We start from the raw sequence: 25,868 nt of genomic DNA, 5'->3' as shown, positions 1-25,868 counted from the left end.
TGCCGAGACGCCTAGTCGTCGGTGGCCCCGGGGGCGAGGGCGGGTGAGGGGAAGGCGAAGCGGGCCTCGGCGCCCTGCCACCACGCGCCGATCGCGAAGACCGCCGTGGCTTCGAGCAGCCGGGCCCGGTCGAGGCCCCCGCAGGGCAGCGGGGTGCAGCCCATGGAGGTGACGAGCGCGCTGGTGATCCGCAGCGCCTCGGGGGAGTCGGTGCAGAAGGGCACGGAGAGCGGGGCGCCCTCGAAGGAGGGGTCGTCCAGTGTCCAGATGCTCTCGTGCACCAGCCCGAACACCTTGACGACGTGCGCCCCGGGGACGGCTCCGGCCAGTCGGGAGGCGCCGTCCCCGGTCAGCGTCGGGCCGCCCTCGCCCGGCGCCATGGGGACCGTGCAGTCGAGCAGGACCCGCCCGGCCAGGACGGGCCCGAGCGGCGCGGCCACCTCGGCCGCCACCTCGGCGGGCAGGGCCAGGAGCACGGCTTCGCCGTGGGCCGCGGCCTGTGCGAGGGTCCCGTACCCGCCGGCGCCGGTCCGCCGCGCGGTGCGGGCGGCGGCGGTGGCGTCGCGACCGCCGATGTACACGTCGTGCCCGGCGCGCACCCAGGCGCCGCCGAGGGTGGTGGCCATTGCTCCGGTACCGAGGATTCCCATGCGCATGCCGTGTCTCCGAGTCCGAGTGGGTGGAAGGGGGGCTCGGGACGAAGCCAGGCGGGTCGATGCACACCGTCCGGTGTGCATCGGGAAGGCAGGATGGAGCCATGGACCGGGATGGACCGGATCGGCGGGATCGGCCCGAAGGTCCTGAACGAGGCGCTGCGCCGGCTGGAGTCCAACGGCCTGGTGGAGCGCCGCGCTTATGCGCAGGCCCCGCCGAGGGTGGACTACTCCCTGACGGAGCCGGGCGAGGCCTTGCTGGTCCCGATCCGCGCGATGGGCGCCTGGGCGCCTGGGCGTCGCGCCACGCCGACGCGGTCCTGGCGGCCCAGGAGCGGGCGGACCGGGAGCGCGCCGGCGCCGACCGGCTCTAGGCCCGGCGGCGGGCCCGGTCGTAGGCCAGGGCGGCCGCGCCGTGGGTCACCAGGACGGTGCCCGCGGCCAGCCAGCCCGGGCTGCGGCGGCGGGCCGCCCACATCATCAGGGGCGCTCCGACGGCCAGTTGGGCCGTGCCCGCCAGGCGGGCCTTGGGGCCCCGCAGCCACGGGCCCAGCGGGCTGTCCTCCACCACCGCGAGCTCCGCCCGGACCGTGTCGCGCCAGCCCGCCCACTCCACCCGCTCCGCCGCCGGGGCGACGCGGGCCGCCTCCCGCAGCCGGTCGGCCGGTTCGCCCGGGTTCAGGCCCGCCGGCAGCGCCAGCCCCGCGCGGGACAGCAGCGCGATGACGCCGAGCAGCCGGGACTCGCCGTCCGCCGCCGCGTCGGGGCGGGTGAGGCGCTCCAGTTCCTCCAGGTCCAGCACCGGGTCCAGTCCGAGCCGCGCCGCCAGCACCCGCATGGCGTCTGCGTCCGGGGCGTCCCGCTCGCCGTGCGGACGGCCCGCCGCGTCCCACTCGTAGGCCGCGGACCGGCGGAATCCGGAGGACAGCACGAAGCCGGTCCGGCCCTCTTCCCACCACAGGCTCAGCACCGGCCAGTTGGAGCTCAGCGCGACCGCCGCACCCCAGCCGGCCAGGACTTCGGCCACGGATTCCGCGCCGCCGATCCAGGGCTTGGCCTCGGGCACCAGCACGCTCCATTCGCCGGCGGGGGCCAGCAGCAGGCGTTCGCGCAGGATGTGCGCGGCGGGTCGGGCGGCGAGGGGTTCGGCGCGGCAGAGCAGGAGTCCGCCCGCCGTGGTGTGGGAGATCGACATGCCCACACGCTAAGCCAAAACGCCCCAAACTGATGATTTTGGATCATCCTGACGCGCTTGACTTCCCTCAACCGCGATATATCGTGTTGGTCAGAAGACGCGATATGTTGCGTGCATGTACGCCGAGGAGGGTCAGCACCATGGCAGAGGCAGCGCGGGATCCGCAGAGTCCGCAGACTCCGCAGGAAACATGGTCGGTCGCCGGACCGCAGAAGCTCGCCTTCGAGGAGCCGGTGACCGAGGTCCGCGTCCGGATGGCCGGCGGCACGGTCAATGTGGTCGCCGCCGATGAGGGCCCGGCCCGCCTCGAGGTCTCCGAGGTGGACGGGCCGCCCCTGCACGTGGTGCAGGAGGGCGGGACCCTCACCGTCTCCTACGAGGACCTCCCCTGGAACGGCTCCCAGGGACTCAAGCAGTGGTTCGAGAGCAAGCCCTGGAAGGCCTGGTCCACCTCCGCCTCCGGGCGCAAGGCATGGGAGCGCAGCGCGACCGTGACCCTCACGGTCCCGGCCGCCACCCGCGTGCAGCTGGCCACCGTCAGCGCCACCGTCTTCGTCTCCGGCATCGACGGCGGCACCGACATCCACGGGGTCTCCGGAGACACCACGCTCGTCGGCCTGTCCGGCCGGGTCAAGGCGCACACCGTCTCCGGCGGGGTCGAGGCCCAGTCCGTGACCGGCGAGCTCGGATTCCACTCCGTGTCCGGCGGCCTGACGGTCGTCGACGGCGCGGTGGGCAACGTCCGGGCCGACTCGGTCAGCGGCGACATGCTCATCGACCTCGCCCTCGACGACCGGCCCGCGCCCCGGCCGGTCGACATCTCCCTCAACTCCGTTTCCGGGCAGGTCGCCATCCGCCTCCCGCACCCGGCCGACGCCCGGGTCGAGGCCAACACCGCCACCGGCGGCGTCTCCAACGCCTTCGAAGACCTGCGGGTCTCGGGCCAGATGGGCGCCAAGCGGATCACCGGCACCCTGGGCGCCGGCACCGGCACCCTGCGCGCCACCACCGTTTCCGGCTCCATCGCGCTGCTGCGCCGCCCGGCGGCGGACCCGTCCGGCGCCCCGGCCGCCCCGCTCGCGCTCGACAAGAAGGTGCTCTGACATGCCGCCCGTCTTCGCCCACGGCCGCCTCCGCCTCTACCTCCTCAAGCTGCTCGACGAGGCCCCGCGCCACGGGTACGAGGTGATCCGGCTGCTGGAGGAGCGCTTCCAGGGGCTGTACGCACCCTCCGCCGGCACGGTGTACCCGCGGCTGGCCAAGCTGGAGACCGAGGGCCTGGTCACGCACGCGAGCGAAGGCGGGCGCAAGGTGTATTCGATCACCGACGCGGGCCGTGCCGAACTGGCCGACCGCGGCGGCGAACTGGCCGATCTGGAACTGGAGATCCGCGACTCGGTCTCCGAACTGGCCGCCGAGATCCGCGCCGACGTGAGCGGCGCGGCGGGCGACCTGCGGCGCGAACTGCGGGCCGCGGCCAGCGCGTCGGCCACGCAGGTGGAGGACGAATCCTGGAAGGCCGCCAAGGAGGAGCTCCGCAAGGCCAAGGCCGAGTGGAAGGAACAGGCGCGCCGGGCGAAGGACGAGAGCCGCCGGGCTCGTGAGGAGGCCCAGCAGGCACGCCGTCAGGCCAAGGAGGCGCAGGAGCGGGCCCGCGAGGAGGTCCAGCGGATCGCCGGCCAGCTGCAGGAGCAGTTCGCGAAGTCGGGCGGAGTCCTGGGCAGCCTGGCGGGAGCCTGGCTCGGCGGCTCCGGCGCTACGACGAACCCCACGGCCCCCACGGCCCCCACCGCTCCGTCGGCCGCCGCCCCGTCGGCCGCGCCCGACACGGACTGGGCTCGGGACGTACCGACGACGGGTGACCCGGCCCGTGACCTGGACCGGCTGCTGGACCGCTTCCGCGACGACATCCGCGACGCGGCCCGCGACCGGGGGATCGGCGACGACCAGCTGGCGCAGGCCCGTAGCCACCTGGCGGACGCGGCCGCCCGTATCGCCTCGGCCCTCGGCCCTCAGGGCTGAGGCGATACGGCTCGGACGCGGCCGGGCTCAGCTCGTGGAGCCGGCCCGGCGCATCCGGGCTGCGAGCAGGAGGCCCGCGCCGGCGACGAGCGCGGTGCCCGCACCGCCCACGATCCAGCCGGTGTCACCGGCGCCGGTCGTGGCGAGGGGGCCGCTGCCGCCCTGGGGGGTGACAGCGGTGTTCCCGGGGCCGGTCTCGGTGTCGGTGTCGGTGCCGGAAGAGCCGGGGGAGGGAGCGGGCGTGGGAGTGGGCGTGGGCTTGGCCTCCCCCTCCTCCTTGTCCTTGTCCTCCTGGGCCTTCTTGTCCTTGGCGCGCGCCTCGTGCTGGCCCGTCTTCAGGAACTCGGTGCGGTCGGCGGCCGTACCCGCCAGCGCGGCGCGGCCGGCCTTGGCCACTTCCGGGCCCCCGCCGTCGATGATCTTCGCGATCGCGACACGGTTGTCCTGGTCGCGCAGTTCGTACTGGGTCACTTCGAGGAAGTGGCGCAGCTCGGCCGGGGTGGGGGAACCGTTGAGGAGCTTGCCGATCGCCTCGCTCAGGATGGGTCCGTCCCAGCCCTCGTCGATGCGGGCGAGCTCGACCCGATCGTCTTCGGCCTGCGCGAGGTACCGCCCCGTCTTCAGGAAGGCGATGCGGTCGGCGGGAGTGCCCTTCAGGGCCTTCTTGCCCTCTTCCCTCACCACGGGGCCACCGGTGCCGACCAGCCTGGAGATCTCGACCTTGTTGTCGTCGTCGCGCAGCTCGTGCTGGGTGACCTCGTAGAAGTGGATCAGCTGCTCCAGGGTCGCGTCGATCTCGAAGATGTTCCTGATCCCCTCCTTCAGGCCGGGACCGGCGTCGTTCGCCAGTCGGGCGATGAGGACCCGGTAGTCGTCGCGGCGGATCGTGTGCTGGTCCTTCTCGATGAACTTGCGCATGGCCGCCGGACCGTCGGCGATGGCCTTGTGGCCCGCTTCCTTCATGTACGCGCTGGCCATCGGGTCGGCGATGATCGCGAGGATGGTCTTGCGGTCCTGCTCGGCCTGGTCCTCGCCGGCCTTGTCGGCTGCGGTCGGAGCCGTCGTATCGGCGGGCGCTGCGGACCCCTGCCCGGTGGCAAAGGCCGGGGACGCGAGCAGGACGGCCGGAGCCAGGGCGGCGGTGGTGATCGCTGCGGCGAGACGGGACAACTTCACGGGACAACCCCCTGGAGAAACGTTCTTTTCGCCGTACAAGACTCACCGGCCGGGCCGATGGTTGTACGCGGCAGCGAAATGATCGGAAGGGGTGTGTCCGCCTATCGGCCGGTCAGGGCCGCCTCGGCTCCCGCGTAGGTGACTCCGTGGTCCGTGAGGACCTCTGCGGGTGTGCCGGGGCGGGAGAGGAGGGCGAGGAGCAGGTGGAGGGTGGAGATGTGGCGCTCCTTGCGGCCCAGGGCGATGCGCAGGGACTGCTCCAGGATCTTCTTGGCGCCCGGGGTGAAGCGGGTGCGGCCGGAGCGGCTGCGCGGGGCGGGGCCCGACAGGGCGCCCTCGCCGTGGGTCTCCTCGATGCGGGTGACGATCTCCGTGAGGTCGATGCCGAGGCCCGCGAGGGCCTCCTCGTCGGCCTTGGACATCCCGCCCCGGCGGCGGGCGGCCGCCAGGTCGGCGGAGACCGCGGCCCGGTCGACGCCCAAGGGGTCGAGCGCGCCCAGTGAGAGCAGGGAGAGGAGCAGGTGCTCCTCGCCGACCCGCTGCGCCCCGGTCCGCTCGGCCTCGACGATCGCGCCCGTCACGGTGGAGCGGGCGTCCTGGGTGAAGCGTTCGAACATCAGAGCCTCCCGTGCTTCTTGTGTACGGCCTGCCGGCTGACGCCCAGCTCGGCCGCGATCTCCTGCCAGGACCAGCCCTGCGCGCGGGCCCCGCGTACCTGTACGGCTTCCAGTTGCTCCAGCAGTCGCCGGAGGGCGGCCACGGCACGCAGGCCGACGCGCGGGTCACGGTCACCGGCGCGCTCGGCCAGATCGGTAGCTTCCGTCATGGGTGTCAATGTAGGTTGACATACGGGAGGGTGTCAACCCACATTGACATCGGCGCGGCGGTGGCGGTGGTGGTGGTGCGGGCTACGGCGGCCCTGGCTTCTAGACGGTGAGGACGATCTTGCCGAAGAGGTCGCCGGACTCCAGCTTCGCGAAGCCCTCGCGGGCCCGGTCCAGCGGCAGGGTCTCGTCGATCACGGGGCGGACCCCGGTCGTCGCGCAGAAGGACAGCAGGTCCTCCAGCTCGTCCTTCGAGCCCATCGTGGAGCCGACCACCTTGAGTTCCAGGAAGAAGATCCGGGTCAGCTCGGCGTGGGCCGGGCGGTCCCCGCTGGTGGCGCCGGAGATGACCAGGGTGCCGCCGGGGCGCAGGGACTTGACCGAGTGCGACCAGGTGGCGGCGCCGACCGTCTCGATGACGGCGTCGACCCTCTGGGGGAGCCGCGCGCCGGGCTCGTAGGCCTCCACGGCGCCCAGTTCGACGGCGCGCTTGCGCTTGGCCTCGTCCCGGCTGGTCGCGAAGACCCGCAGGCCGGCGGCCTTGCCGAGGACGATGGCGGCGGTGGCGACGCCGCCGCCCGCGCCCTGGACCAGGACGGAGTCCCCGGGGCGGACGCCGGCGTTGGTGAAGAGCATTCGGTACGCGGTGAGCCAGGCGGTGGGCAGGCAGGCGGCCTGCTCGAAGGAGAGCTCGGCGGGCTTGCGCAGGACGTTCCACGCGGGGACGGTGACCTGCTCGGCGAAGGTGCCCTGGTAGCGCTCGGTCAGGATGGAGCGGGGCTCGTCGGGGTCGACCCCGTGGCCGGTCTGGCCGATCACGGAGTGCAGGACGACCTCGTTGCCGTCTTGGTCGATCCCGGCGGCGTCGCAGCCGAGGATCATGGGGAGCTTGTCCTCGCCGAGGCCGACTCCGCGCAGTGACCACAGGTCGTGGTGGTTGAGGGAGGCGGCCTTGACGTTCACGGTCACCCAGCCGGGGCGGGCCTGCGGGGCTGGGCGTTCGCCCAGCACGAGGCCGTTCAGGGGCTGGTCACGGTCGATTCGGGCGGCGTAGGCAGCGAACATGGCCGCGAGGCTACCGGTCGGTAGGCCTGGGATCCAGGCCTGGTCCGGCCCGGCGGGCGGCTGTTCGGGGGCCGGGCGGCGGTGTGGCCACGGCCTGCGGCCATGCCCTGCGGCTGAGCCGCCTCCTGCCCGGCTGTGGGGGCGGGGCCCTGCGGGGCTGTCCCCTACCCGCCCTTCCACCGTTCCCTGGGCTCCGCCCAGACCCGCGCCTCAAACGCCGGCGGGGCTGGATACATCCAGCCCCGCCGGCGCGGGGAACGGAAAGGGGCCCGGCCGAATGGTGCGGCCGGGCCCCTCCTCGTTCAGTCAGTGCAGCGACTACGCCAGGCGGGCCACGCCGTCGGCCTTCGCCGCCGCGGCGACCGCGGCCGTGACGGCCTCGGCGACGCGGGTGTCGAACGGCGAGGGGATCACGTAGTCGGCGGCGAGCTCGTCACCCACGACGCCGGCGATGGCGTCGGCGGCGGCGATCTTCATGCCCTCGGTGATCCGGGTCGCGCGGACCTTCAGCGCGCCCGCGAAGATGCCGGGGAACGCCAGCACGTTGTTGATCTGGTTCGGGAAGTCCGAGCGGCCCGTGGCCACGACCGCCGCGTACTTGTGCGCGACGTCGGGGTGGACCTCCGGGTTCGGGTTGGCCATGGCGAAGACGAAGCAGTCCTTCGCCATCGTCGCCACCGCGGCCTCGGGGACCGTACCGCCGGAGACGCCGATGAAGACGTCCGCGCCCGCGAGGGCGCTCTCCAGGGAACCGCTCTGGCCGGTCTTGTTCGTCAGGCCCGCGATCTCCGCCTTGACGTCCGTCAGGTCGGAGCGGTCGGCGGAGACGACGCCCTTGCGGTCGGTGACGCAGACGTCGCCGATGCCCGCGTCCACGAGGATCTTGGCGATCGCGATGCCGGCGGCGCCGGCGCCCGAGATCACGGCGCGCAGGTCGGCGAGGGTCCGACCCGTGAGCTTCGCGGCGTTGCGCATGGCGGCCAGCGTCACGATGGCCGTGCCGTGCTGGTCGTCGTGGAAGATCGGGATGTCCAGCGCCTCCTGGAGGCGGCGCTCGATCTCGAAGCAGCGGGGCGCCGAGATGTCCTCCAGGTTCACCCCGCCGAAGGACGGCGCGAGGCGGATCACGGTCTCGATGATCTCGTCCGTGTCCTTGGTGGCGAGCGCGATCGGAACCGCGTCGACGCCACCGAACTGCTTGAAGAGAATGGCCTTGCCCTCCATCACGGGGAGGGAGGCTTCCGGCCCGATGTCACCGAGTCCGAGCACGGCCGTACCGTCGGTGACGACGGCGACCACGTTGGACTTCCAGGTGTACTCGTTCACGAGCTCGGGCTGCTCGGCAATGGCGCTGCAGACCTTCGCAACGCCGGGCGTGTACGCCAGGGACAGGTCGTCCTTGTTGTGGACCGGCACGGTGGCCACGATGGCCATCTTGCCGCCCCGGTGCAGCGCGAACACCGCATCCGGGTTGTTGTCCGTCACGCTGTCGCTGCGAGGATTGACGATCTCCGCTGCCACTGTCTTAACCCCTTAAGTCTTTGAATCGTTGAGGGTGGCCACTCCTGGTTAAGGGGTGGGCGGGCACCGCGTCCGTCTTCACGACGACGGTTGTAGGCCCGTCTCCGTGAAGGGGAGGTTCGTACGCGCGGGCGCGCCGCACGCGCGCCCTGAGCCCCGGATGAGGGGTGTAAGGATCTGTTCTACCCGAAGAACACTCACCCAGACGAGTCGATTCCCGCTCGACCATAAGCTCCTTGTCCCGGTTTTGGCGAAAAGTCCAAACCTCTCTGTCCGATGGGCGAGACGCGCCGTAAATAGTGCGGCAAAAGGCCCAGGTCACGGCCGTTCGTGCGGCTCTGAGGGGCCTTGTCCGCAGTCCTGTTGGGTACGAAGCGGCTGCCGTTATCCGATTTTGACCTGACGGGCTGCCTGAATGACTCAGTCCGAATGGCAAGATGCCCCTAATCACACAAGGTCGCGACACTCGATGGGGCGTGCCCGACCGCATATCGATGCTTTCCACCTGCCGGAGGAACCAGCTCATGACCGCAAGCACCACCCGTCGTACGACCGCCGCCCGGTCCCGGATCGCCGCGGTCGGCGCGATCGCGGTCGCCGGCGCCCTGATCCTCACCGGCTGTGGAGACCAGACGGAGAAGAAGGGGTCCGGCGACGCCACGAAGTCCAACGCCGCCCCCCTCTTCTCGGCTCTGCCGAAGAAGATCCAGGACGCGGGTGTCATCAAGGTCGGCACGGACGCGGCGTACGCGCCGATGGAGTTCACCGAGGGCGGCAAGATCGTCGGTGTCGACCCCGACATCGCCGAGGCCCTGGGCAAGCAGCTCGGTGTGAAGTTCGAGTTCACCTCGGGCAGCTTCGACGGTCTGATCACCTCGATCTACTCCGGCCGCCAGGACGCGATCATGTCCTCGGTCACGGACAACGAGAAGCGCCAGAAGGGCCTCGACGACGAGGGCAAGCAGATCGGCAAGGGGATCGACTTCGTCGACTACTTCTCCTCCGGCGTCTCGCTCCTCGTCAAGAAGGGCAACCCGCAGGGCATCAAGTCCCTCGACGACCTCTGCGGCAAGACCGTCGCCGTCCAGCGCGGCACGATCTACGAAGACACCTTCAAGGCCCAGGCCACGAAGTGCGGTGACAAGAAGCTCACCATCGAGTCCTTCGACACCGACGCCGAGGCCCAGACCCGCGTCAAGGCCGGCGGCGCCGTGGCCGACCTGAACGACTTCCCGGTCGCCGCGTACATCGCGAAGACCTCGGGCGGCGGCAACGACTTCGAGGTCGGCGGCGCGCAGTCCGACGTCGGCCTCTTCGGCATCGGCGTCAGCAAGGAGAACACCCAGCTGCGCGACGCCCTGAAGCAGGCCCTCGACGCGATCATCAAGGACGGCTCCTACGCCAAGGTCCTGGAGAAGTGGAACGTCAAGGACAGCGCCGTGCAGTCGGCGACGGTCAACGCAGGCAAGTGACCCGTGCGGACCGGCGGGCGCACGTGCCCCCGGTCCCTGGTTCCTGAGCTCCACTGAAGGGCAGTCATTGTGACTGACAAGATCGACAAGGGTCCGGCCGCAACCCCGCCGGCCGGACCCGGCGCCTCGGGTACCCCGTACGAGGCCATCAAGGCAATTCCCGTGCGGCACTACGGCCGCTGGATCAGCGGTGCGGTGGTCGTCGTACTGCTGGGCTGGCTGGTTTACGCCTTCTCGCAGGGCAACGTGATCTGGAAGACGGTCGGAGACAAGCTCTTCGATCCCTCGATCATCGCCGGCCTGGGCAACACGGTGATCATCAGTGTGTCCGCGATGGCGCTGGGCCTGGTGCTCGGCATCCTCTTCGCGGTCATGCGTCTCTCGAAGAACCCGGTGACGAACACCGTCGCGTGGCTCTACATCTGGTTCTTCCGCGGTACCCCGGTCTACGTACAGCTGCTGGTGTGGTTCAACCTGTCGCTGATCTTCCAGTACGTGAACCTCGGACCGATCTACAAGCAAGAGACCGTCGAACTGATGACCCCGTTCATGGTCGCGCTCCTGGGCCTCGGCCTGAACGAGGGCGCGTACATGGCGGAGATCGTCCGTGCGGGCATCCAGTCCGTCGACGAGGGCCAGAGCGAGGCCTCGCACGCGCTGGGCATGACCCAGACGCAGACGATGCGCCGCGTGGTGCTCCCGCAGGCGATGCGCGTGATCATCCCGCCGTCGGGCAACGAGTTCATCAACATGCTGAAGACCTCGTCCCTGGTGTCCGCGGTCCAGTACACGGAGCTCCTGCGGGCCTCGTCGAACATCGGGTCCACGGCCGGCGCCATCATGGAGATGCTGTTCGTCGCCTCCATCTGGTACCTGGCCCTGACCAGCGTGTTCAGCGTCGGCCAGTACTACCTGGAGCGCCGCTACGCACGCGGTTCGCTGCGCTCCCTGCCGCCCACGCCGCTCCAGCGGCTGCGCGCCAACCTGAACATGTTCCGCCGTACGGAGGTGGCGAAGTGACCGCCCAGCCGATGGTCAAGGCCGAGGCCGTCCACAAGTCGTACGGCCCCGCGCACATCCTCCGGGGCATCGACCTCGAAGTCGCCCCGCGCGAGGTGTTCTGCCTGGTCGGCCCGTCCGGCTCCGGCAAGTCCACCTTCCTGCGCTGCATCAACCACCTGGAGCGCATCAACGCCGGGCGGCTCTCGGTGGACGGCCGGCTGGTCGGCTACAAGGAGAAGGCCGGAAAGCTCTACGAGCTCAAGGACAGCGAGGTCGCGGCCCAGCGCCGGGACATCGGCATGGTCTTCCAGCGCTTCAACCTCTTCCCGCACATGACGGCCATCGAGAACGTCATGGAAGCCCCGGTCATGGTCAAGGGCGAGAGCAAGGCGGTCGCGCGGGCGCGCGCCGTCAAGCTCCTGGACCGGGTCGGCCTCGGCGACAAGGGCGGGAACTACCCCACCCAGCTCTCCGGCGGCCAGCAGCAGCGCGTGGCCATCGCCCGCGCGCTGGCCATGGAGCCGAAGCTGATGCTCTTCGACGAGCCCACCTCGGCGCTCGACCCGGAGCTCGTCGGTGACGTCCTCGACGTCATGCGGGACCTGGCCGAGTCGGGCATGACCATGATCGTGGTGACCCACGAGATGGGCTTCGCCCGCGAGGTCGGCGACAACCTCGTCTTCATGGACGGCGGCGTCGTGGTCGAATCCGGCCACCCCCGCGAGGTCCTGGGCAACCCGCAGCACGACCGCACGAAGGCCTTCCTCTCGAAGGTCCTCTAGGACGGCGGCGTTCCACGCGTGAGGGGCGGTACGGACATCCGTACCGCCCCTCGCGCATGACCGGCCCGCGCTGCGGGCCCCGGCCTACTTCAGCGCCAGCACCAGCCCGTCGGAGGGCGAGCGCCAGACCGTACGGGCCTCCGCGAAGCCGGCGTCGCGCAGCGTGGCCGCGTGCCAGGACTCCGGAGGGGTGTCGCCGTCGGCGTGATCCCCGTAGATCTCGAAGCGGGCCTTCGTCGGCTCGGCGAGCTCCGGGTCGCCGGCCGCGAGCTCCCACCACTCGCGCCAGTCCAGCGCCCCGGCCGCCTTCGCCCGGTCCATGCCGCCGTGCCGGTGGGCGCGCTCGGCGGCGTTGATCCGAGGGGTGGTGGGGTCGGGCATGTGGTCGGCGTTCATGAACACCCCGCCGACGCGCAGCAGGGACGGGAGCTGCCCGTAGAGGACGGCGAGGTCCTTGCTCGGCAGCCAGTGCAGGGCGGTGGCCGTCAGGACGGCGTCGTAAGAGTCGTGGGGGAGGGCCGAGCGCCAGTCCGGGTCCTTGAGGTCGGCGGTCACGAAGGTGACGCGGGGGTCGCCCGCGAAGTGGCCCCGGGCGATCGTCAACAGCGCGGGGTCCAGATCGACTCCCGTACTGGTGGATTGCGGGAACCGCTTCAGGACGCGGTCCGTGATGCTTCCCGTACCGCACGCGAGATCGAGCACCCGGGGGGCGGAGCCGACCAGCGCCTCCACCATGTCCAGCATCACGCGGAACCGCTCCTCGCGGTCCGGCATGTACCACTCCTGCTGGCGGTCCCAGCTGTCCTGCCAGGCCTGCCAGTTCCCGCGGTCGGGCGATGCCGTACCGGAGCCGTCGGGCGATGCCGTACCGGACGATGCGGTCTCGGGGCGTGCCGTATCAGAGCTTGCCGTATCCGCCACGAAATCCTCCACGCGTAATACCCTCGAACATGTCTCAGCCGTTACCGGAGACACTAATCCGCAGCCGTAAGGACTACAAGTGGAACTGGCCCATTACTCGGACTATGCCGTGCGCCTGGTCAACACCGAGGAGCCGGCCCGCAACAAGGACTCGCTGACCTCAGTGGACGCCGTCCGCGCCCTCTTCGGCGCCAGCGTGCAGATGGCCCGCCGGGTCACGGACGGTGACGTCACCCGCTTCCGCAACGTCCGCGGCCGGCTGCGCACCGTCTTCGAGGCCGCCGACGGCGGCGACCACGTCCTCGCCGTCGACCTGCTGAACTCCCTGCTCATGGAGTTCCCGGTCAGCCCCCAGGTTTCCGGCCACGAGACGGTCGGTGAGCACGGCGGCCCGCACTGGCACATCCACCTGGCCGACCACCCCTCCAACGCCTCCGCGGGCTACGCCGCGATCGCGTGCTTCGGGCTGGCCTTCCACCTCACCGAGCACGGCCCCGACCGGCTCGGCCTCTGCCAGGCCCCGCCCTGCCGCAACGCCTACCTCGACACCTCCACCAACCGCTCCCGGCGCTACTGCTCCGACCGGTGCGCCACGCGCGCCAACGTCGCCGCCTACCGCGCCCGCAAGCGCCTGGAGGCCGAGGGGTCCGCCCGCAGCGGGCGCAGCGCCGAGGAAGCCCAGGAGAGCCACGCCCTCACCGAGCGCTGATCCTGCGCCGCGTGCTCCGGCCGGGGGCGCGGCCGGAAGCGGGCCACCGCGGTCGCCAGCACGAGCTCGTCGGGGACCGCCCCGTAGTCCGTGCTGTCGCCCGTCTCGTTGTACGGGTTGTCGCCCAGCACCCACCAGCCGCCCGGGCGCCGCTCCACCGCCCGCTTGACGACCAGCAGGTCCTGCTGGAAGGGGTGGCGCAGCACCACCACGTGGCCCGGCCGCACGGGTGCCCCGTAGCGGACCAGAACCTGGTCCCCGCTCTCCAGGGTCGGCGCCATCGAGGGGCCGCTCACCTCCACGGTGCCGATCTGCTTCAACGGCGATTCCCACTCCCGCGTCCGGCCGCGCGAGCGCGTGCTCCCCGCCATCCGAGACCTCCTTGACCGCGCCCGACCACTCTTCGTGCCACCCCGCATGCTGCCGCACTCTTCCGTACATTCGGTCACCGGCCCGGGCACACCCCTGGACTTTTGTCCCAACCGCACGGGGGCGCCCGCGAAATCGTCTTTCTCACGGAGTAATCTCCCCCTTGAGAAGACGATCACGAGGAGGACAAACTCCATGCTTTCCCGCCTCTTCGCCCCCAAGGCGAAGGTCTCCGCCCACTGCGATCTTCCGTGCGGCGTGTACGACCCTGCCCAGGCCCGCATCGAGGCCGAGTCCGTCAAGGCCGTGCAGGAGAAGTACCAGGCCAACGACGACGCCGACTTCCGCGCGCGCGCCATCACCATCAAGGAGCAGCGCGCCGAGCTCGCGAAGCACCACGTTTCCGTGCTGTGGAGCGACTACTTCAAGCCGCCGCACTTCGAGAAGTACCCGCAGCTGCACACCCTGGTCAACGACACCCTGAAGGCCCTCTCGGCCGCCAAGGCGTCGAACGACCCGGCGACCGGCGCCAAGGCGCTGGAGCTCATCGCCGAGATCGACCGCATCTTCTGGGAGACCAAGGCCGCCTGATCAGGCTCCTCGCCTGATCGGCCTTGTCCCGCGGGACGATGACGAAGGGGCCCGACCGCACTGCGGTCGGGCCCCTTCGTCGTGCCGCGCGTCCTGCGCGTCCTCGTCGTCCTCGTCCTACTCGTCGTCCTCGTCCTCGTCGTCCAGGCGGGCCAGCCAGGTGGCGAGGCGTTCCACCGGGACCTCGAAGTCCGGGTTCAGGTCGACGAAGGCGCGCAGCTGCTCGGCGAGCCACTCGAAGGTGACCTCCTCCTCGCCGCGCCGCTTCTCCAGCTCCTCGATGCCGCGATCGGTGAAGTACAAGTCGGGCTCCGTGCGGTGGTCGGGTGTTCGGGTGTGTCACGCCAGGATAATCCGCCGCCCCGCCGCGGCCGGACCTGACCGCTTTCCGCCGTTCGCGGAGCCCCTCTCCCGGGCAGGGATGGAGGGTCCGCGGCGGGAGGTATGCATGGATCACCCCGAGCCGAGCGACGGCGTGCTGCGGGCACTCGGTTCCACCGAGCCGTCCGCCGAAGGGACCGCGCTCGTGCGCGGCGTACGGCGGGCCCGGCGGCTGTGGCTGCTGCGGGAGCTCGGGGCGCTGCCCGCCGCCCGTACCGGGGAGGCGGCCGAGCACTGGGCCCTGCTGGAGGAGGCCGGGCGCCGGGACCCCGCTGCGGTGGCCGACGTGGTGCACTATCCGGCCACCGGGGTGTGGGCCGAGGAGACGCTGCGCCGGCTGCGCACGCGGCACGGGCCGCCCGCCGACCTCGGACACCTCGGGGCGCTCGCCGCCGCCGCGGCGCTGCGCGCCGGGATCGGCTTCAAGATCACGCTGCGGCCCGCGCACGGACGCCTCGCGCTGCCCACCCTCGGAGTGCTGCGCCCCGACCGGCCGGGCCCGCTCGCCCTGAGCGAGGGCTCCTGGGACCCCGGGAGCCCGGAGGCGCTGGCCCTGCACGCACTGCCCGACGGGCGGACCGCCCTGGACGACTTGGACCCGTACCGCGCCTCGGGTACGGTGCCCGCCGCGCGCCGGCTCACCCCCAGGGGGCACAAGCGCTGGGACACCCAGTGGTCCGGAGCCCTCACCCTGCTGAGGCGCTACAACACCGCCCGCGCGGAGGAGGCCGGGCTGCTGCTGCGCTGCGTGGTCCCGCTGTCCGGCAGCTCCCGGTCCTACGGCGGAACCCTGCCCGCGGCGGCGGGCTCCGTCCTGGCGCGGGCGCAGCCGCCGCCCGCGCTGGCCGCGACCCTCGTGTTCGAGGTGCAGCACGGCAAGCTGGCGGCCCTGGCGGAGGCGCTCCCGCTGCACACCGCCGACGGCTCCGCGCGGTACTGGGCACCCTGGCGGGCCGATCCACGGCCGCTGGAGGGGCTCCTGCGGGGCGCGTACGCGCACCTCGGGCTGGCGGGCTACTGGCAGCGCGCGGCGCTCTACGGGGCCAGGGGGGCTTGGGCGCAGCACGCGCGGGTGCGGGCTCAGGTGGCGGCGGTGCTGCCCGTCCTGGACGCGTGCCCGGAACTCACCGGCGGTGGGCGGGTGTTCGTCGGGGCGATGGTTGCGGCGGAGCGGGGCATGGACGGGGTGCCGGCGCCGGGGTCTCGGTATGCGGTGGCCCGCGGGGTGGTCGAGCGGGACCGGCTGGCCTGGTGTGCGGCGCACCCGAACCTGGCTCCGTACGCGTCCGGCTGACGGGGTGGGCCGCTGCGCGGGGCCGCCCCCTGCCCGCCCTTCCACCGTTCCCCGGGGCTCCGCCCCGGACCCCGGTCCTCAAACGCCGGACGGGCTGGAAAACCAGCCTCGCCGGCGTAAGCGGACCGGATCGCCGGAAGGCCCGGCCCCCCGAGGGGGGCCGGGCCTTCCGGGTTCGAGCAAGCGCAGTGCTCAGGCCTCGAAGACCTCGTTCAGGAGGAGCTGCTGCTCCGCCTGGTGGCGCTTGGCCGAGCCGACCGCCGGGGACGAGCCGTGCGGGCGGGAGATGCGGCGCAGGCGCTCGCCGGCCGGGATGTCCGCGCCGACCGCCAGGTCGAGGTGGTCGATCAGGTTGAGCGCGATGAAGGGCCACGCGCCCTGGTTCGCCGGCTCCTCCTGGGCCCAGATGTACTTCGCCGCGTTCGGGAACTTGGCGATCTCCGCCTGGAGCTCCGCACCCGGGAGGGGGTACAGGCGCTCGATGCGGATGATCGCGGTGTCCGTGATGCCGCGCTTCTCCCGCTCGGCCTCGAGGTCGTAGTAGACCTTGCCCGCGCAGAAGACGACCTTGCGGATGTCGTTCGGGTCACCGGCTCCGGAGGAGACCCGCGTGTCGCCGATGACCGGACGGAACGAACCGGTCGTGAACTCCTCCGCCTTCGACGCCGCCGCCTTCAGACGCAGCATCGACTTCGGGGTGAAGACGATGAGCGGCTTGTGGTGCGGGTTGTGGACCTGCCACCGCAGGAGGTGGAAGTAGTTCGACGGAAGGGTCGGCATCGCGACCGTCATGTTGTCCTGCGCGCACATCTGCAGGAAGCGCTCCGGGCGGGCGGAGGAGTGGTCCGGGCCCTGGCCCTCGTACCCGTGCGGGAGGAGGAGCGTGACGCCGGACGTCTGGCCCCACTTCTGCTCGGCCGAGGAGATGAACTCGTCGACGACGGTCTGCGCGCCGTTGACGAAGTCGCCGAACTGGGCCTCCCAGAGGACCAGCGCGTCCGGGCGGGCCAGCGAGTAGCCGTACTCGAAGCCCATGGCCGCGTACTCGGAGAGCAGCGAGTCGTAGACGTTGTAGCGGGCCTGGTCGTCCGCGAGGTAGAGCAGCGGGGTGTAGTCCTCGCCGGTCTCCCGGTCGATGAGGACCGCGTGGCGCTGGCCGAAGGTGCCGCGGCGGGAGTCCTGGCCGGACAGCCGGACCGGGGTGCCCTCCATCAGCAGCGAACCGAAGGCCAGGGTCTCGCCCATGCCCCAGTCGATGGTGCCGTCGTCGATCATCGCCGCGCGGCGCTGCAGCTGCGGCAGCAGACGCGGGTGGACGGTGACCGTGTCCGGGATGTTGACCTGGGCCTCGGCGATCCGCTTGACGACCTCCTGGGAGATCGCGGTGTTCACGGCGACCGGGAACTCCTGCGCGACCTGGGCGGGCGCCACCAGGGCGGCCGCGGGCTGCGTGGCGGCCTCGCGGACCTCCGCGAAGACCTTCTCCAGCTGGCCCTGGAAGTCCTGGAGCGCCTGCTCCGCCTCTTCCAGGGTGATGTCGCCGCGACCGATGAGGGACTCGGTGTACAGCTTGCGCACCGAGCGCTTCTTGTCGATCAGGTCGTACATCAGCGGCTGGGTGAACGCCGGGTTGTCCGACTCGTTGTGACCGCGGCGGCGGTAGCAGATGAGGTCGATGACCACGTCCTTGTTGAACGCCTGGCGGAACTCGAAGGCCAGGCGGGCAATGCGGACGACCGCTTCCGGGTCGTCGCCGTTCACGTGGAAGATCGGCGCCTCGATCATGCGGGCGACGTCGGTCGCGTACATCGAGGAACGCGAGGACTCCGGGGCGGCGGTGAAGCCGACCTGGTTGTTGATGACCACGTGCACGGTGCCGCCGGTGCGGTAGCCGCGCAGCTGCGACATGTTCAGCGTCTCGGCGACGACGCCCTGGCCCGCGAAGGCCGCGTCGCCGTGCAGGGCGACGGGCAGGACCGTGAAGTCCGTGCCGCCCTTGTTGATGATGTCCTGCTTGGCGCGGACGACGCCCTCCAGGACCGGGTCCACCGCCTCCAGGTGCGAGGGGTTGGCGACGAGCGAGACCTTGATCTGCTCCCCGTCCAGGCCCGTGAAGGTGCCGTTGGCGCCCAGGTGGTACTTGACGTCGCCGGAGCCGTGCATGGACTTCGGGTCGAGGTTGCCCTCGAACTCGCGGAAGATCTGCGCGTACGACTTGCCGACGATGTTCGCGAGCACGTTCAGGCGGCCGCGGTGGGCCATGCCGATCGCGACCTCTTCGAGGCGGGCCTCGGCGGCCGAGTCGATGACGGCGTCGAGCAGCGGGATGACGGACTCGCCGCCCTCCAGGGAGAAGCGCTTCTGGCCGACGTACTTCGTCTGCAGGAAGGTCTCGAAGGCCTCCGCCGCGTTCAGGCGGCGCAGGATGCGCAGCTGCTCCTCGCGCTCCGGCTTGGAGTGCGGGCGCTCGATGCGGTCCTGGATCCAGCGGCGCTGCTTGGGGTCCTGGATGTGCATGAACTCGACGCCGGTGGTGCGGCAGTACGAGTCGCGCAGCACGCCGAGGATGTCGCGCAGCTTCATCATCGACTTGCCGGAGAAGCCGCCGACCGCGAACTCGCGCTCCAGGTCCCACAGGGTGAGGCCGTGCTCGGTGATGTCGAGGTCGGGGTGCTTGCGCTGCTTGTACTCCAGCGGGTCGGTGTCGGCCATGACGTGGCCGCGGACCCGGTAGGAGTGGATCAGCTCGAAGACGCGGGCGGCCTTCGTGACGTCGTCGTCGTGCGAGGCGTCGATGTCCCGGAGCCAGCGGACCGGCTCGTACGGGATGCGCAGCGCCTCGAAGACGTCGTCGTAGAAGCCGCTCTCGCCGAGCAGCATGTTCGCGACGATCCGCAGGAACTCGCCGGAGGCCGCGCCCTGGATGACCCGGTGGTCGTAGGTCGAGGTCAGGGTCATGACCTTGGAGATGCCCAGCTTGTTCAGGGTGTCCTGCGAGGTGCCCTGGAACTCGGCGGGGTAGTCCATGGAGCCGACGCCCATGATGACCGACTGTCCGGGCATCAGGCGGGGCACGGAGTGGACGGTGCCCAGGCCGCCGGGGTTGGTCAGGGAGACCGTCACCCCGGTGAAGTCGTCCATCGTCAGCTTGCCGATGCGGGCCCGGCGGACGATGTCCTCGTAGGCCTGCCAGAACTCGAAGAAGTTGAGGGTCTCGGCCTTCTTGATGCCGGCGACGACGAGCTGGCGGTCGCCGTTGGGCTTCACCAGGTCGATCGCGAGGCCGAAGTTGATGTGCTCCGGCTTGACCAGGGTCGGCTTGCCGTCCTTCTCCGCGAAGGAGTAGTTCATGGACGGCATGGCCTTGATGGCCTGCACCATCGCGAAGCCGATGAGGTGGGTGAAGGAGATCTTCCCGCCCCGGGCGCGCTTGAGGTGGTTGTTGATGACGATGCGGTTGTCGAACAGCAGCTTCACCGGGACGGCGCGGACGGACGTGGCCGTCGGCACTTCCAGCGAGGCGTTCATGTTCTTGACCACGGCAGCCGCCGGGCCGCGGAGCGTCACCAGTTCGGGGCCGGCAGGGGCCTCGGTGGCGGGCGCGGCCTTCTGCGGGGCTACGGAGGGGGTGGTGGCCGGAGCGGCCTGGGAGGCGGGGGCTGCCGGTGCGGCGGCGGCCGGGGCCTGGGAGGTGACAGTCACAGCAGGGGCACCAGAGGGGGTGGCAGGTACAGGGGCAGGTGCTGACACGGGCGTCGTGGGCGCGGCGCCGGAGGTGGCCTGCGTGGCCGCCCCCGATGCGGCGGCGTCGGAAGCCTGCGGTGCCGTGGCGGTGACGGGGGCGGCGGCCTGTGCGGAGGCGCCGTCCGTCGTCGTCGCGGCGGGGGGAGCGGGCCGGTCCGTGGGCTTATCCGCCTTCACCGGAGCGACAGCGCCACCCGGCTTGTAGTCGGCGAAGAAGTCCCACCAGGCCCGGTCGACCGAGTTCGGGTCCTGGAGGTACTGCTGATAGATCTCGTCGACGAGCCACTCATTCGCGCCGAAGCCCGGGGCGGGGTTCTTCCCGTCTCCTGCTGCTTCGGTCGTGGTGCTCGAGTTACTGGGGGACTGTGGCGACACGGCGGCAACCGCCCTCTTCCGCTTCACAAGGTATGGACAGCGGGAATAAAGGCTACGCCTCCCGGGCCGTGAGATGCAGACCGGGCGGGACTTACGTCGCGTAGGTCACATCGAACGGCGGGTTTCACCACCAGGAATGGCGGGAAACAAGCGTGGTTCGGGCAGGAGGCACCGCGGTTGCGGCCCCCTGGCTTCGCACCCCTGACGGACCCCGGCGCGTGTGGCCGAGATCATGTCCTTCCCACTCGAACCCTACGTCAACTGGACGCCTGCGAGCTGCCCGGAAGTGTGACAAGGATCCGGCAGCCCCGTGAGGATTCGGCCACTCCGATGTGGCCCCCGTGCAGGCCGACCGCCCAGCGGGCGATGGCCAGGCCCAGGCCCGTGCCGCCGTCGCCGCCCCTCGCGCTGCCCCGGTTGAACCGCTCGAAGACCCGGTGGCGCTCGGCCTCCGGAATTCCGGGACCTTCGTCCCGCACTTCGAGCACCAGGCCCCCGGGCGCGTCGCCCGCCCGGGCGTGGACCGTGACCCGGCCGTGCGGGGGGCTGTGCTTGACCGCGTTGTCGATCAGGTTCGCCACCACCTGGTGCAGCCGCTCGGCGTCCGCGTACGCCGTCAGGTCCGGCGGGGAGACGTCCAGGTGGAGGTGGACGTCGTTGCGGGTGTGCCCGCCCGAGCCGGAGGACAGCCCCGGCCGGCCGGCGGCCGCCAGGCCCGACTCCTTCAGCACCCCCGACAGGTACGGCCACACCTCGAAGCGGCGGGCCCGCAGCGGCACCACCCCGTTGTCCACGCGGGAGAGGTCCAGCAGGGTCTCCACCAGCCGGCCGAGCCGCTCGGTCTGCTTCAGGGCCGTGCGCATGGTCTCCGGGTCGGCGGCGGAGACCCCGTCCACCACGTTCTCCAGTACCGCCCGCAGGGCCGCGATCGGGGTGCGCAGCTCGTGCGAGACGTTGGCGACGAGCTCCTTGCGGTGCCGGTCCACCGCCTCCAGGTCGTCCGCCATCAGATTGATGGTGGCGGCCAGGTCGCCCAACTCGTCGCGGCGGCCCGCCCCGCGCACCCGGCGGGTGTAGTCCCCGTGGGATATCGCCCGGGCCACGGTGGTCATGTCGTCCAGCGGCGCCGTCAGGCTGTGCGCCACGAACTGGGTGATCAGCATCGAGGCGATCACCGAGAACACCGTGATGAAGCGCACTTCGGTGGCCGTGCGCAGCGCCACCATCAGCAGGCCCGTGGTGATGAAGACCGACACCACCACGAGCGTGCCCAGCTTGGTCTTGATCGAGAACGGGGAGAAGGGCCGCAGCACCCCGGGCGGCCGCTGTCCCTGCGGCCGGTGGCCGCTCACGACTGAGCCGGGGTCTCCAGGGCGTACCCGACGCCGTGGACCGTACGGATCCGCTCGGCGCCGATCTTCCGGCGCAGCGCCTTGATGTGGCTGTCGACCGTACGGGTCCCGGACGCGTCGGCCCAGTCCCACACCTCGGCGAGCAGCTGCTCCCGCGAGAGCACCGCCCGCGGGGTCCCGGCCAGGCACACCAGCAGGTCGAACTCCGTCGGCGTCAGGTGCACGTCCTCGGTGTGCACCCGGACCCGGCGCTGCGCGTGGTCGATCTCCAGATCGCCGAGGCGCAGGGTGGCCCCGCGCGGGGCGTGCGCGGCCAGCGTGGCCCGCTCCACCCGCCGCAGCAGTACGTGGACCCGCGCGGCCAGCTCGCGCATCGAGAAGGGCTTGGTCATGTAGTCGTCGGCGCCGACCCCGAGGCCGACGAGCATGTCGGTCTCGTCGTCCCGGGCCGTGAGCATGAGCACCGGAACGGGCCGCTGCGCCTGGACCCGGCGGCAGACCTCCAGGCCGTCGAAGCCCGGCAGCATGACGTCCAGGACCAGCAGCTCCGGCAGCCAGCTCTCGGCCGCGGCGACGGCCGCCGGCCCGTCCGCCGCCGTCTGGACCTGGAAGCCCTCGGCGCGGAGCCGCGCCGCGATGGCCTCCGCGATGGTGTGGTCGTCCTCGACGACGAGCACCCGGCGCTGCGCGCCGGGGGTGGCCGCGGCGCCGTTGTGGGTGGTGGTGTGCGTCTGTTCCATGTCCCGCCCCTGAAGATCCCGCGTGGTAGGGGTGCAGCGTAGAGGAGCGGTCGAGCTCCGGCTATGACGGGTTCGCTGCGCGGGGTTCGTTGCCCGAGCCCTTGCCCCCGGGCCTGCGATTCAAACGCCGACGGGCTGGGAAATCCAGCCTCGACGGCGTTTGAGGCGCGGGGTCCGGGGCGGAGCCCCGGGGTCTTCACTGGTCCGGGGCGGCCCGGGGAACGGTGGAAGGGCGGGTAGGGGACGGCCCCGCAGGGCTACAGGGTCAGGCCGTGGCCGTACGGGAACACCGGGTTCTCGGTGTCGTTCGGGACGTCCGGGCGGGAGGCCGCCACCGCCTCCATGGAGCGCGGGAGCTCGAAGGGCAGCCGCCCCCCGGCGGCCGCCCTGCCGAAGGCCACGTCCAGGAGCGCGGCGTCCGAAGCCCCGTAGTCCGCGATCAGCGCCGCCGCCCGCTCCGCGATCTCGGGGATCACCGCGGCCCGCTCCAGGTTGATGCAGACCAGGGTCGGGACGGTGTCCAGGAGGGACAGGATCTCGGTGAGCTCCGGCTCGGGGAAGGCCAGCGAACCCGAGTGGAAGAACGACTCGAAGATGTTGGTGCGGGGCTCGTGCGGGGTGCGCAGCCGCAGCACCGCCAGGTCCGCCTCGGCCGGGTCGGACACGACGTCCCCGTACGCCGCCGCGACCTCCGCGTCCACGTCCTTGACGTACAGCTTCGGCCGGCCGGAGACCGGCAGGGTCTTCCCGGTGTTGGCGAGCACCGTCAGGGAGCGCCGCTGGGCCGCCGCGCCGGCCGCCGTGAAGTCGGCGCGGCCGACCGTCTCGGCCGCCACGTCCGGGTCCACGTACGGGTTCTCGAAGAGGCCGAGGACGAACTTCTCGCGCAGCAGCCGGCGTACGGACGCGTCGATCCGGGCCTCGGTGACCCGGCCCGAGCGGACCATCTCCACGATGACCGCGGGGCACTGCTCGCCGCCGAACTGGTCCGAGCCCGCCTCCAGCGCGCGGGCCGCCCGCTCGGACACGCTCAGGTGCTCCAGGCCCCAGGCGCGGGCCGGGTGCGGCTCGCCGAAGATCGTCGACTCGGTGAGCAGGCCCCAGTCGGTGCACACGATGCCCTGGAAGCCGAGCTCCTCGCGGAGCAGGCCGGTCACGACGCCCTTGTTGAAGCCGAAGCCGACCTCTTCCCAGTCGGTGCCGATGGGCTGGCCGTAGTACGGCATCATCTGCGAGCAGCCGGCCGCGATGGCCGCCTTGAAGGGCTCCAGGTGGTGCTCGCGCATCCCGCCCGGGTAGATCTGCTCCTTGCCGTGCGCGAAGTGCGGGTCCTCGCCGTCCTTCTGCGGGCCGCCGCCGGGGAAGTGCTTGACCATCGCGGAGACCGAGGCCGCGCCGAGCGTCTCGCCCTGCAGGCCCCGTACGTAGGCCTGGACGAGCTCGCCCGTCAGCTTCGCGTCCGAGCCGAAGGTGCCCGACTGGCGGGCCCAGCGCGGCTCCGTGGCCAGGTCGATCTGCGGGTGCAGGGCGACGCGGAAGCCGACGGAGAGGTACTCGCGCCGCATGATGTCGGCGAACTCGAAGACCAGCTCCGGGTCGCCTATCGCGGCCAGTCCGATGGCCTCGGGCCAGGCGGAGAAGGCGCCGGCGTTGAAGGAGGCGCCGACGTTGTCGGTGAAGGAGTGCCGGGGGTCGGTCGACAGGGTCACCGGGATGCCGAGGCGGGTGCCGGCGGCCATCTCCTGGACGGCGTTCTGCCACGTCGCCATCTCGCGGGCGCCGTAGCTGCCGAGGAGGTTGAAGTGGGTGAGGTGGCGGCCCTCGATCAGCTCGGGGGTGGTGAACGGGAGGATCGAGCCGTCGGTCTCGGTGACCGGGGTTCCGTCCGGGTTCATCATCAGCATCGAGTGGAAGAGCTGGCCGGCCTTCTCCTCCAGGGTCATGCGGGAGAGCAGGTCCTCGACGCGGTCGTCGACGGGGAGGGTGGCGTCCCGGTAGGGGAGCGGGGCTGCGGGGTCGGCGTGGGCGGGGGTGGTCGGGGGCGTCGGGGTGGCGTTCATGGCAGGACTCCTGAGGAGGTCGGTCGTGCGGGAGGTCGCGGGGGTGGACGACTGATCGGGCGAGGGAGAGGGCGCGGGCGAGTGCGAGTGCGAGCACGAGGGAGAGGGCGCGGGGCCGGGTGCGTGGGCGGCGGCGGGTCCGGTCGGGTGCCGGGCCGTCATTTGACGGAGCGGATCAGCTGGACGAGGGCGGCGCCGACGGCCGCCGCGATGCCGCCGACGAGGAAGAGGGCGCCGTAGTTGCCCCCTCCGCCGATGGCGAGGACGAACGGCGCGAGCATCGGGACCAGTGACTGCGGGAGGGCGTTGGCGATGTTCAGCACGCCCATGTCCTTGGCAGCCGTCTCCGGGTCGGGCAGGACGGCGGCGGCGAGCGCCACGTCGACCGCGAGGTAGAGGCCCTCGCCGAAGCCGAAGACGGCCACGGCGAAGAGGAACATCCCGAAGGTGCCCGCGGTGGCGATCAGCAGCAGCCCGATGCCGATGACGAAGGCGGAGGCGAGCACGAAGGGCTTGCGGCGGCCGGTGGCGTCGGACAGCCAGCCGCCGGCGAGGGAGCCGGCCACCACGCCGCCGACGGTGACCAGGGTGGTGGTGAACATCTTCGAGGCGACCTCGCCCTCGGCGACCCCGAGGCGGTCCATCAGGAAGTAGACCTGGTAGCTGGTCACGCAAGCGATGCCGATGAAGACCAGGAACCTGCTCGCGAAGTTCCACGAGTAGTCGGGGTTCTTGCGCGGATTCACCCAGAAGCTGTGCAGGAACTCCCTGAAGCCGTACGGGGCCACGGACTCGGCGCGGGCCGGCCGGTCGGGCATCACGGCGGCCAGCACGCACACCCCGAGGACGCCGACGACGGCCGGGACGATGAAGGCCAGCGCCATGTTGTCCGTGAAGAGGTGCGCGAGGAAGCTGCCCGCCACCATCGAGACGGACAGCATCATGCCGACCATGCCGGAGACGCGGCCGCGCTGGTGGTCCGGGATCAGGTCCGGGATGCAGGCGGTGACCATGCACAGGGCGGCGTTGCAGCCGAGCTGCGCGATGGCCCAGCCGATGAGCAGCGCGGTGACGCTGGAGCCGAGGCCGACGACGGTCAGCCCGACGGCGGCGACCGCCATGCCGCCCACGAGCCAGGGGCGGCGGCGGCCGAACCGGCTGGTCGTGCGGTCGGACAGGGCGCCGAAGAGCGGGTTGCCGACGAGGGCGAGGAGCGCTCCGACGGAGAGCACCTTGCCGAGGGCGGCCCCGCGCTCCGCCTCCGGGACGATCTGGGCCACGCGCAGGGCGAGGGTCACCACGATCGGGGTGAAGACGGCGATGCAGACGCCGAGCTGGGCGGCGACCAGGCCGAAGATCAGCTTGGCGGGGGCGTTCGCCGGGGTGTCTGCGGGGGTCGCCGGTGCGCCGGTGGGTGCATCCGCTGGGAAGGCGGCCGGGGCGTTGACCAGGGCGTTGACCGGGGTGTTGGTCGGGGAGTTGGCCGGCGTGGCCGGATCGGGTCGGTCGGTGGCGTCGAGTGCGCGTCCGGGGTCCTGCGTGAGCGGCATGGGGGCTCCAACGTCTCCGCGTCGGCCTCGTCGCCGACCGGGCGGTTTCACCGTAGGCGCGAAAACCGTG

General features: G+C 71.5%; 23 protein-coding genes and 1 pseudogene. 9 read left to right on the top strand and 15 right to left on the bottom strand.

Annotated features, from left to right (window positions below; translation table 11 throughout):
• Positions 1 to 11 precede the first annotated feature (11 nt).
• Entirely contained in the window at positions 12 to 656 is a 645-nt protein-coding gene (locus OHA37_RS12385; RefSeq protein WP_266904608.1) for an NADPH-dependent F420 reductase, read from the bottom strand.
• A 93-nt stretch (positions 657 to 749) separates the two neighbouring features.
• Here OHA37_RS12385 and OHA37_RS12380 point away from each other — a divergent pair.
• A pseudogene (locus tag OHA37_RS12380) lies at positions 750 to 884 on the top strand (winged helix-turn-helix transcriptional regulator); the annotation flags it as partial.
• A gap of 139 nt (positions 885 to 1,023) precedes the next feature.
• Here the strand turns inward: OHA37_RS12380 and OHA37_RS12375 are convergent.
• Positions 1,024 to 1,848, bottom strand: coding sequence for a hypothetical protein (locus OHA37_RS12375; RefSeq protein WP_443046154.1), 825 nt, complete (start codon positions 1,846 to 1,848; stop codon positions 1,024 to 1,026).
• A 140-nt stretch (positions 1,849 to 1,988) separates the two neighbouring features.
• Between OHA37_RS12375 and OHA37_RS12370 the strand changes: the two genes are divergently transcribed.
• Positions 1,989 to 2,951 (top strand): DUF4097 family beta strand repeat-containing protein, encoded by a 963-nt coding sequence (locus tag OHA37_RS12370; RefSeq protein WP_266904606.1) that lies wholly within the window; start codon positions 1,989 to 1,991, stop codon positions 2,949 to 2,951.
• Position 2,952: 1 nt separating this feature from the next.
• Positions 2,953 to 3,870, top strand: a complete 918-nt coding sequence (locus tag OHA37_RS12365) for a PadR family transcriptional regulator (protein WP_266904604.1) — start codon at positions 2,953 to 2,955, stop codon at positions 3,868 to 3,870.
• Positions 3,871 to 3,897: 27 nt separating this feature from the next.
• Here the strand turns inward: OHA37_RS12365 and OHA37_RS12360 are convergent, their stop codons facing one another.
• The 5 genes from OHA37_RS12360 to OHA37_RS12340 form a co-directional block, all read right to left on the bottom strand.
• The gene (locus OHA37_RS12360; protein WP_266904602.1) at positions 3,898 to 5,046 is read right to left on the bottom strand and encodes an ALF repeat-containing protein; all 1,149 of its coding nucleotides are present in this window, start codon (positions 5,044 to 5,046) and stop codon (positions 3,898 to 3,900) included.
• Positions 5,047 to 5,147: 101 nt separating this feature from the next.
• Positions 5,148 to 5,663, bottom strand: a complete 516-nt coding sequence (locus OHA37_RS12355) for a Clp protease N-terminal domain-containing protein (RefSeq protein ID WP_266904600.1) — start codon at positions 5,661 to 5,663, stop codon at positions 5,148 to 5,150.
• Positions 5,663 to 5,872 carry a helix-turn-helix domain-containing protein gene (locus tag OHA37_RS12350; RefSeq protein WP_243336126.1) on the bottom strand — a complete coding sequence of 70 codons (210 nt, stop codon included), beginning with the start codon at positions 5,870 to 5,872 and terminating at the stop codon, positions 5,663 to 5,665. The genes OHA37_RS12355 and OHA37_RS12350 overlap by 1 nt, the downstream gene beginning before the upstream one ends.
• 100 nt (positions 5,873 to 5,972) lie before the next feature.
• The gene (locus OHA37_RS12345) at positions 5,973 to 6,935 is read right to left on the bottom strand and encodes a zinc-binding dehydrogenase (protein WP_266904598.1); all 963 of its coding nucleotides are present in this window, start codon (positions 6,933 to 6,935) and stop codon (positions 5,973 to 5,975) included.
• 318 nt (positions 6,936 to 7,253) lie between these two features.
• Entirely contained in the window at positions 7,254 to 8,456 is a 1,203-nt protein-coding gene (locus OHA37_RS12340) for an NAD(P)-dependent malic enzyme (RefSeq protein ID WP_266904596.1), read from the bottom strand.
• Between the two features lie 524 nt (positions 8,457 to 8,980).
• On the opposite strand from OHA37_RS12340, the gene OHA37_RS12335 reads away from it, so the two are divergent.
• The 3 genes from OHA37_RS12335 to OHA37_RS12325 all read left to right on the top strand — a co-directional run bounded on the left by OHA37_RS12335 (position 8,981) and on the right by OHA37_RS12325 (position 11,712).
• Positions 8,981 to 9,928 carry an ABC transporter substrate-binding protein gene (locus tag OHA37_RS12335; protein WP_266904594.1) on the top strand — a complete coding sequence of 316 codons (948 nt, stop codon included), beginning with the start codon at positions 8,981 to 8,983 and terminating at the stop codon, positions 9,926 to 9,928.
• Between the two features lie 69 nt (positions 9,929 to 9,997).
• Positions 9,998 to 10,948, top strand: a complete 951-nt coding sequence (locus OHA37_RS12330; protein ID WP_266904592.1) for an amino acid ABC transporter permease — start codon at positions 9,998 to 10,000, stop codon at positions 10,946 to 10,948.
• An 11-nt stretch (positions 10,949 to 10,959) separates the two neighbouring features.
• Positions 10,960 to 11,712, top strand: a complete 753-nt coding sequence (locus OHA37_RS12325; RefSeq protein WP_266912717.1) for an amino acid ABC transporter ATP-binding protein — start codon at positions 10,960 to 10,962, stop codon at positions 11,710 to 11,712.
• Positions 11,713 to 11,796: 84 nt separating this feature from the next.
• Here the strand turns inward: OHA37_RS12325 and OHA37_RS12320 are convergent, their stop codons facing one another.
• On the bottom strand, positions 11,797 to 12,486 hold the full coding sequence (locus OHA37_RS12320; RefSeq protein ID WP_266912716.1) for a class I SAM-dependent methyltransferase: 690 nt from the start codon (positions 12,484 to 12,486) through the stop codon (positions 11,797 to 11,799).
• Between the two features lie 226 nt (positions 12,487 to 12,712).
• Here OHA37_RS12320 and OHA37_RS12315 point away from each other — a divergent pair, with 226 nt between their 5' ends.
• On the top strand, positions 12,713 to 13,342 hold the full coding sequence (locus OHA37_RS12315) for a CGNR zinc finger domain-containing protein (protein ID WP_266904590.1): 630 nt from the start codon (positions 12,713 to 12,715) through the stop codon (positions 13,340 to 13,342).
• Here the strand turns inward: OHA37_RS12315 and sodX are convergent.
• Positions 13,246 to 13,713, bottom strand: a complete 468-nt coding sequence (gene sodX, locus OHA37_RS12310) for a nickel-type superoxide dismutase maturation protease (RefSeq protein ID WP_266904588.1) — start codon at positions 13,711 to 13,713, stop codon at positions 13,246 to 13,248. The genes OHA37_RS12315 and sodX overlap by 97 nt on opposite strands.
• A 193-nt stretch (positions 13,714 to 13,906) precedes the next feature.
• Here sodX and sodN point away from each other — a divergent pair, with 193 nt between their 5' ends.
• Complete coding sequence (gene sodN, locus OHA37_RS12305) at positions 13,907 to 14,302, top strand: superoxide dismutase, Ni (RefSeq protein WP_030709803.1); 396 nt, start codon at positions 13,907 to 13,909, stop codon at positions 14,300 to 14,302.
• Between the two features lie 117 nt (positions 14,303 to 14,419).
• On the opposite strand, the gene OHA37_RS12300 is transcribed toward sodN, so the two are convergent.
• The gene (locus OHA37_RS12300; protein WP_124439251.1) at positions 14,420 to 14,605 is read right to left on the bottom strand and encodes a DUF6104 family protein; all 186 of its coding nucleotides are present in this window, start codon (positions 14,603 to 14,605) and stop codon (positions 14,420 to 14,422) included.
• Between the two features lie 145 nt (positions 14,606 to 14,750).
• Between OHA37_RS12300 and OHA37_RS12295 the strand changes: the two genes are divergently transcribed.
• A complete protein-coding gene (locus OHA37_RS12295) occupies positions 14,751 to 15,977 on the top strand; it encodes an aKG-HExxH-type peptide beta-hydroxylase (protein WP_266904571.1) in 1,227 nt (408 codons plus the stop codon).
• Between the two features lie 192 nt (positions 15,978 to 16,169).
• On the opposite strand, the gene OHA37_RS12290 is transcribed toward OHA37_RS12295, so the two are convergent.
• The 5 genes from OHA37_RS12290 to OHA37_RS12270 form a co-directional block, all read right to left on the bottom strand.
• A complete protein-coding gene (locus tag OHA37_RS12290) occupies positions 16,170 to 20,096 on the bottom strand; it encodes a multifunctional oxoglutarate decarboxylase/oxoglutarate dehydrogenase thiamine pyrophosphate-binding subunit/dihydrolipoyllysine-residue succinyltransferase subunit (protein WP_266904569.1) in 3,927 nt (1,308 codons plus the stop codon).
• A 257-nt stretch (positions 20,097 to 20,353) separates the two neighbouring features.
• On the bottom strand, positions 20,354 to 21,448 hold the full coding sequence (locus tag OHA37_RS12285; RefSeq protein WP_443046153.1) for a HAMP domain-containing sensor histidine kinase: 1,095 nt from the start codon (positions 21,446 to 21,448) through the stop codon (positions 20,354 to 20,356).
• Positions 21,445 to 22,188, bottom strand: coding sequence for a response regulator transcription factor (locus OHA37_RS12280; protein WP_266904567.1), 744 nt, complete (start codon positions 22,186 to 22,188; stop codon positions 21,445 to 21,447). Before OHA37_RS12280 ends, OHA37_RS12285 begins: the two co-directional genes overlap by 4 nt.
• 257 nt (positions 22,189 to 22,445) lie before the next feature.
• Positions 22,446 to 24,248 carry a glycoside hydrolase family 3 protein gene (locus tag OHA37_RS12275; protein ID WP_266904565.1) on the bottom strand — a complete coding sequence of 601 codons (1,803 nt, stop codon included), beginning with the start codon at positions 24,246 to 24,248 and terminating at the stop codon, positions 22,446 to 22,448.
• A 158-nt stretch (positions 24,249 to 24,406) separates the two neighbouring features.
• Positions 24,407 to 25,798: an MFS transporter gene (locus tag OHA37_RS12270; RefSeq protein ID WP_266904563.1), complete on the bottom strand. Its 1,392-nt coding sequence runs from the start codon at positions 25,796 to 25,798 to the stop codon at positions 24,407 to 24,409.
• Positions 25,799 to 25,868 lie beyond the last annotated feature (70 nt).

The organism is Streptomyces sp. NBC_00335 (assembly GCF_036127095.1).
Classification (GTDB): Bacteria; Actinomycetota; Actinomycetes; order Streptomycetales; family Streptomycetaceae; genus Streptomyces.
This window is presented reverse-complemented; position numbering and strand designations above follow the sequence as displayed.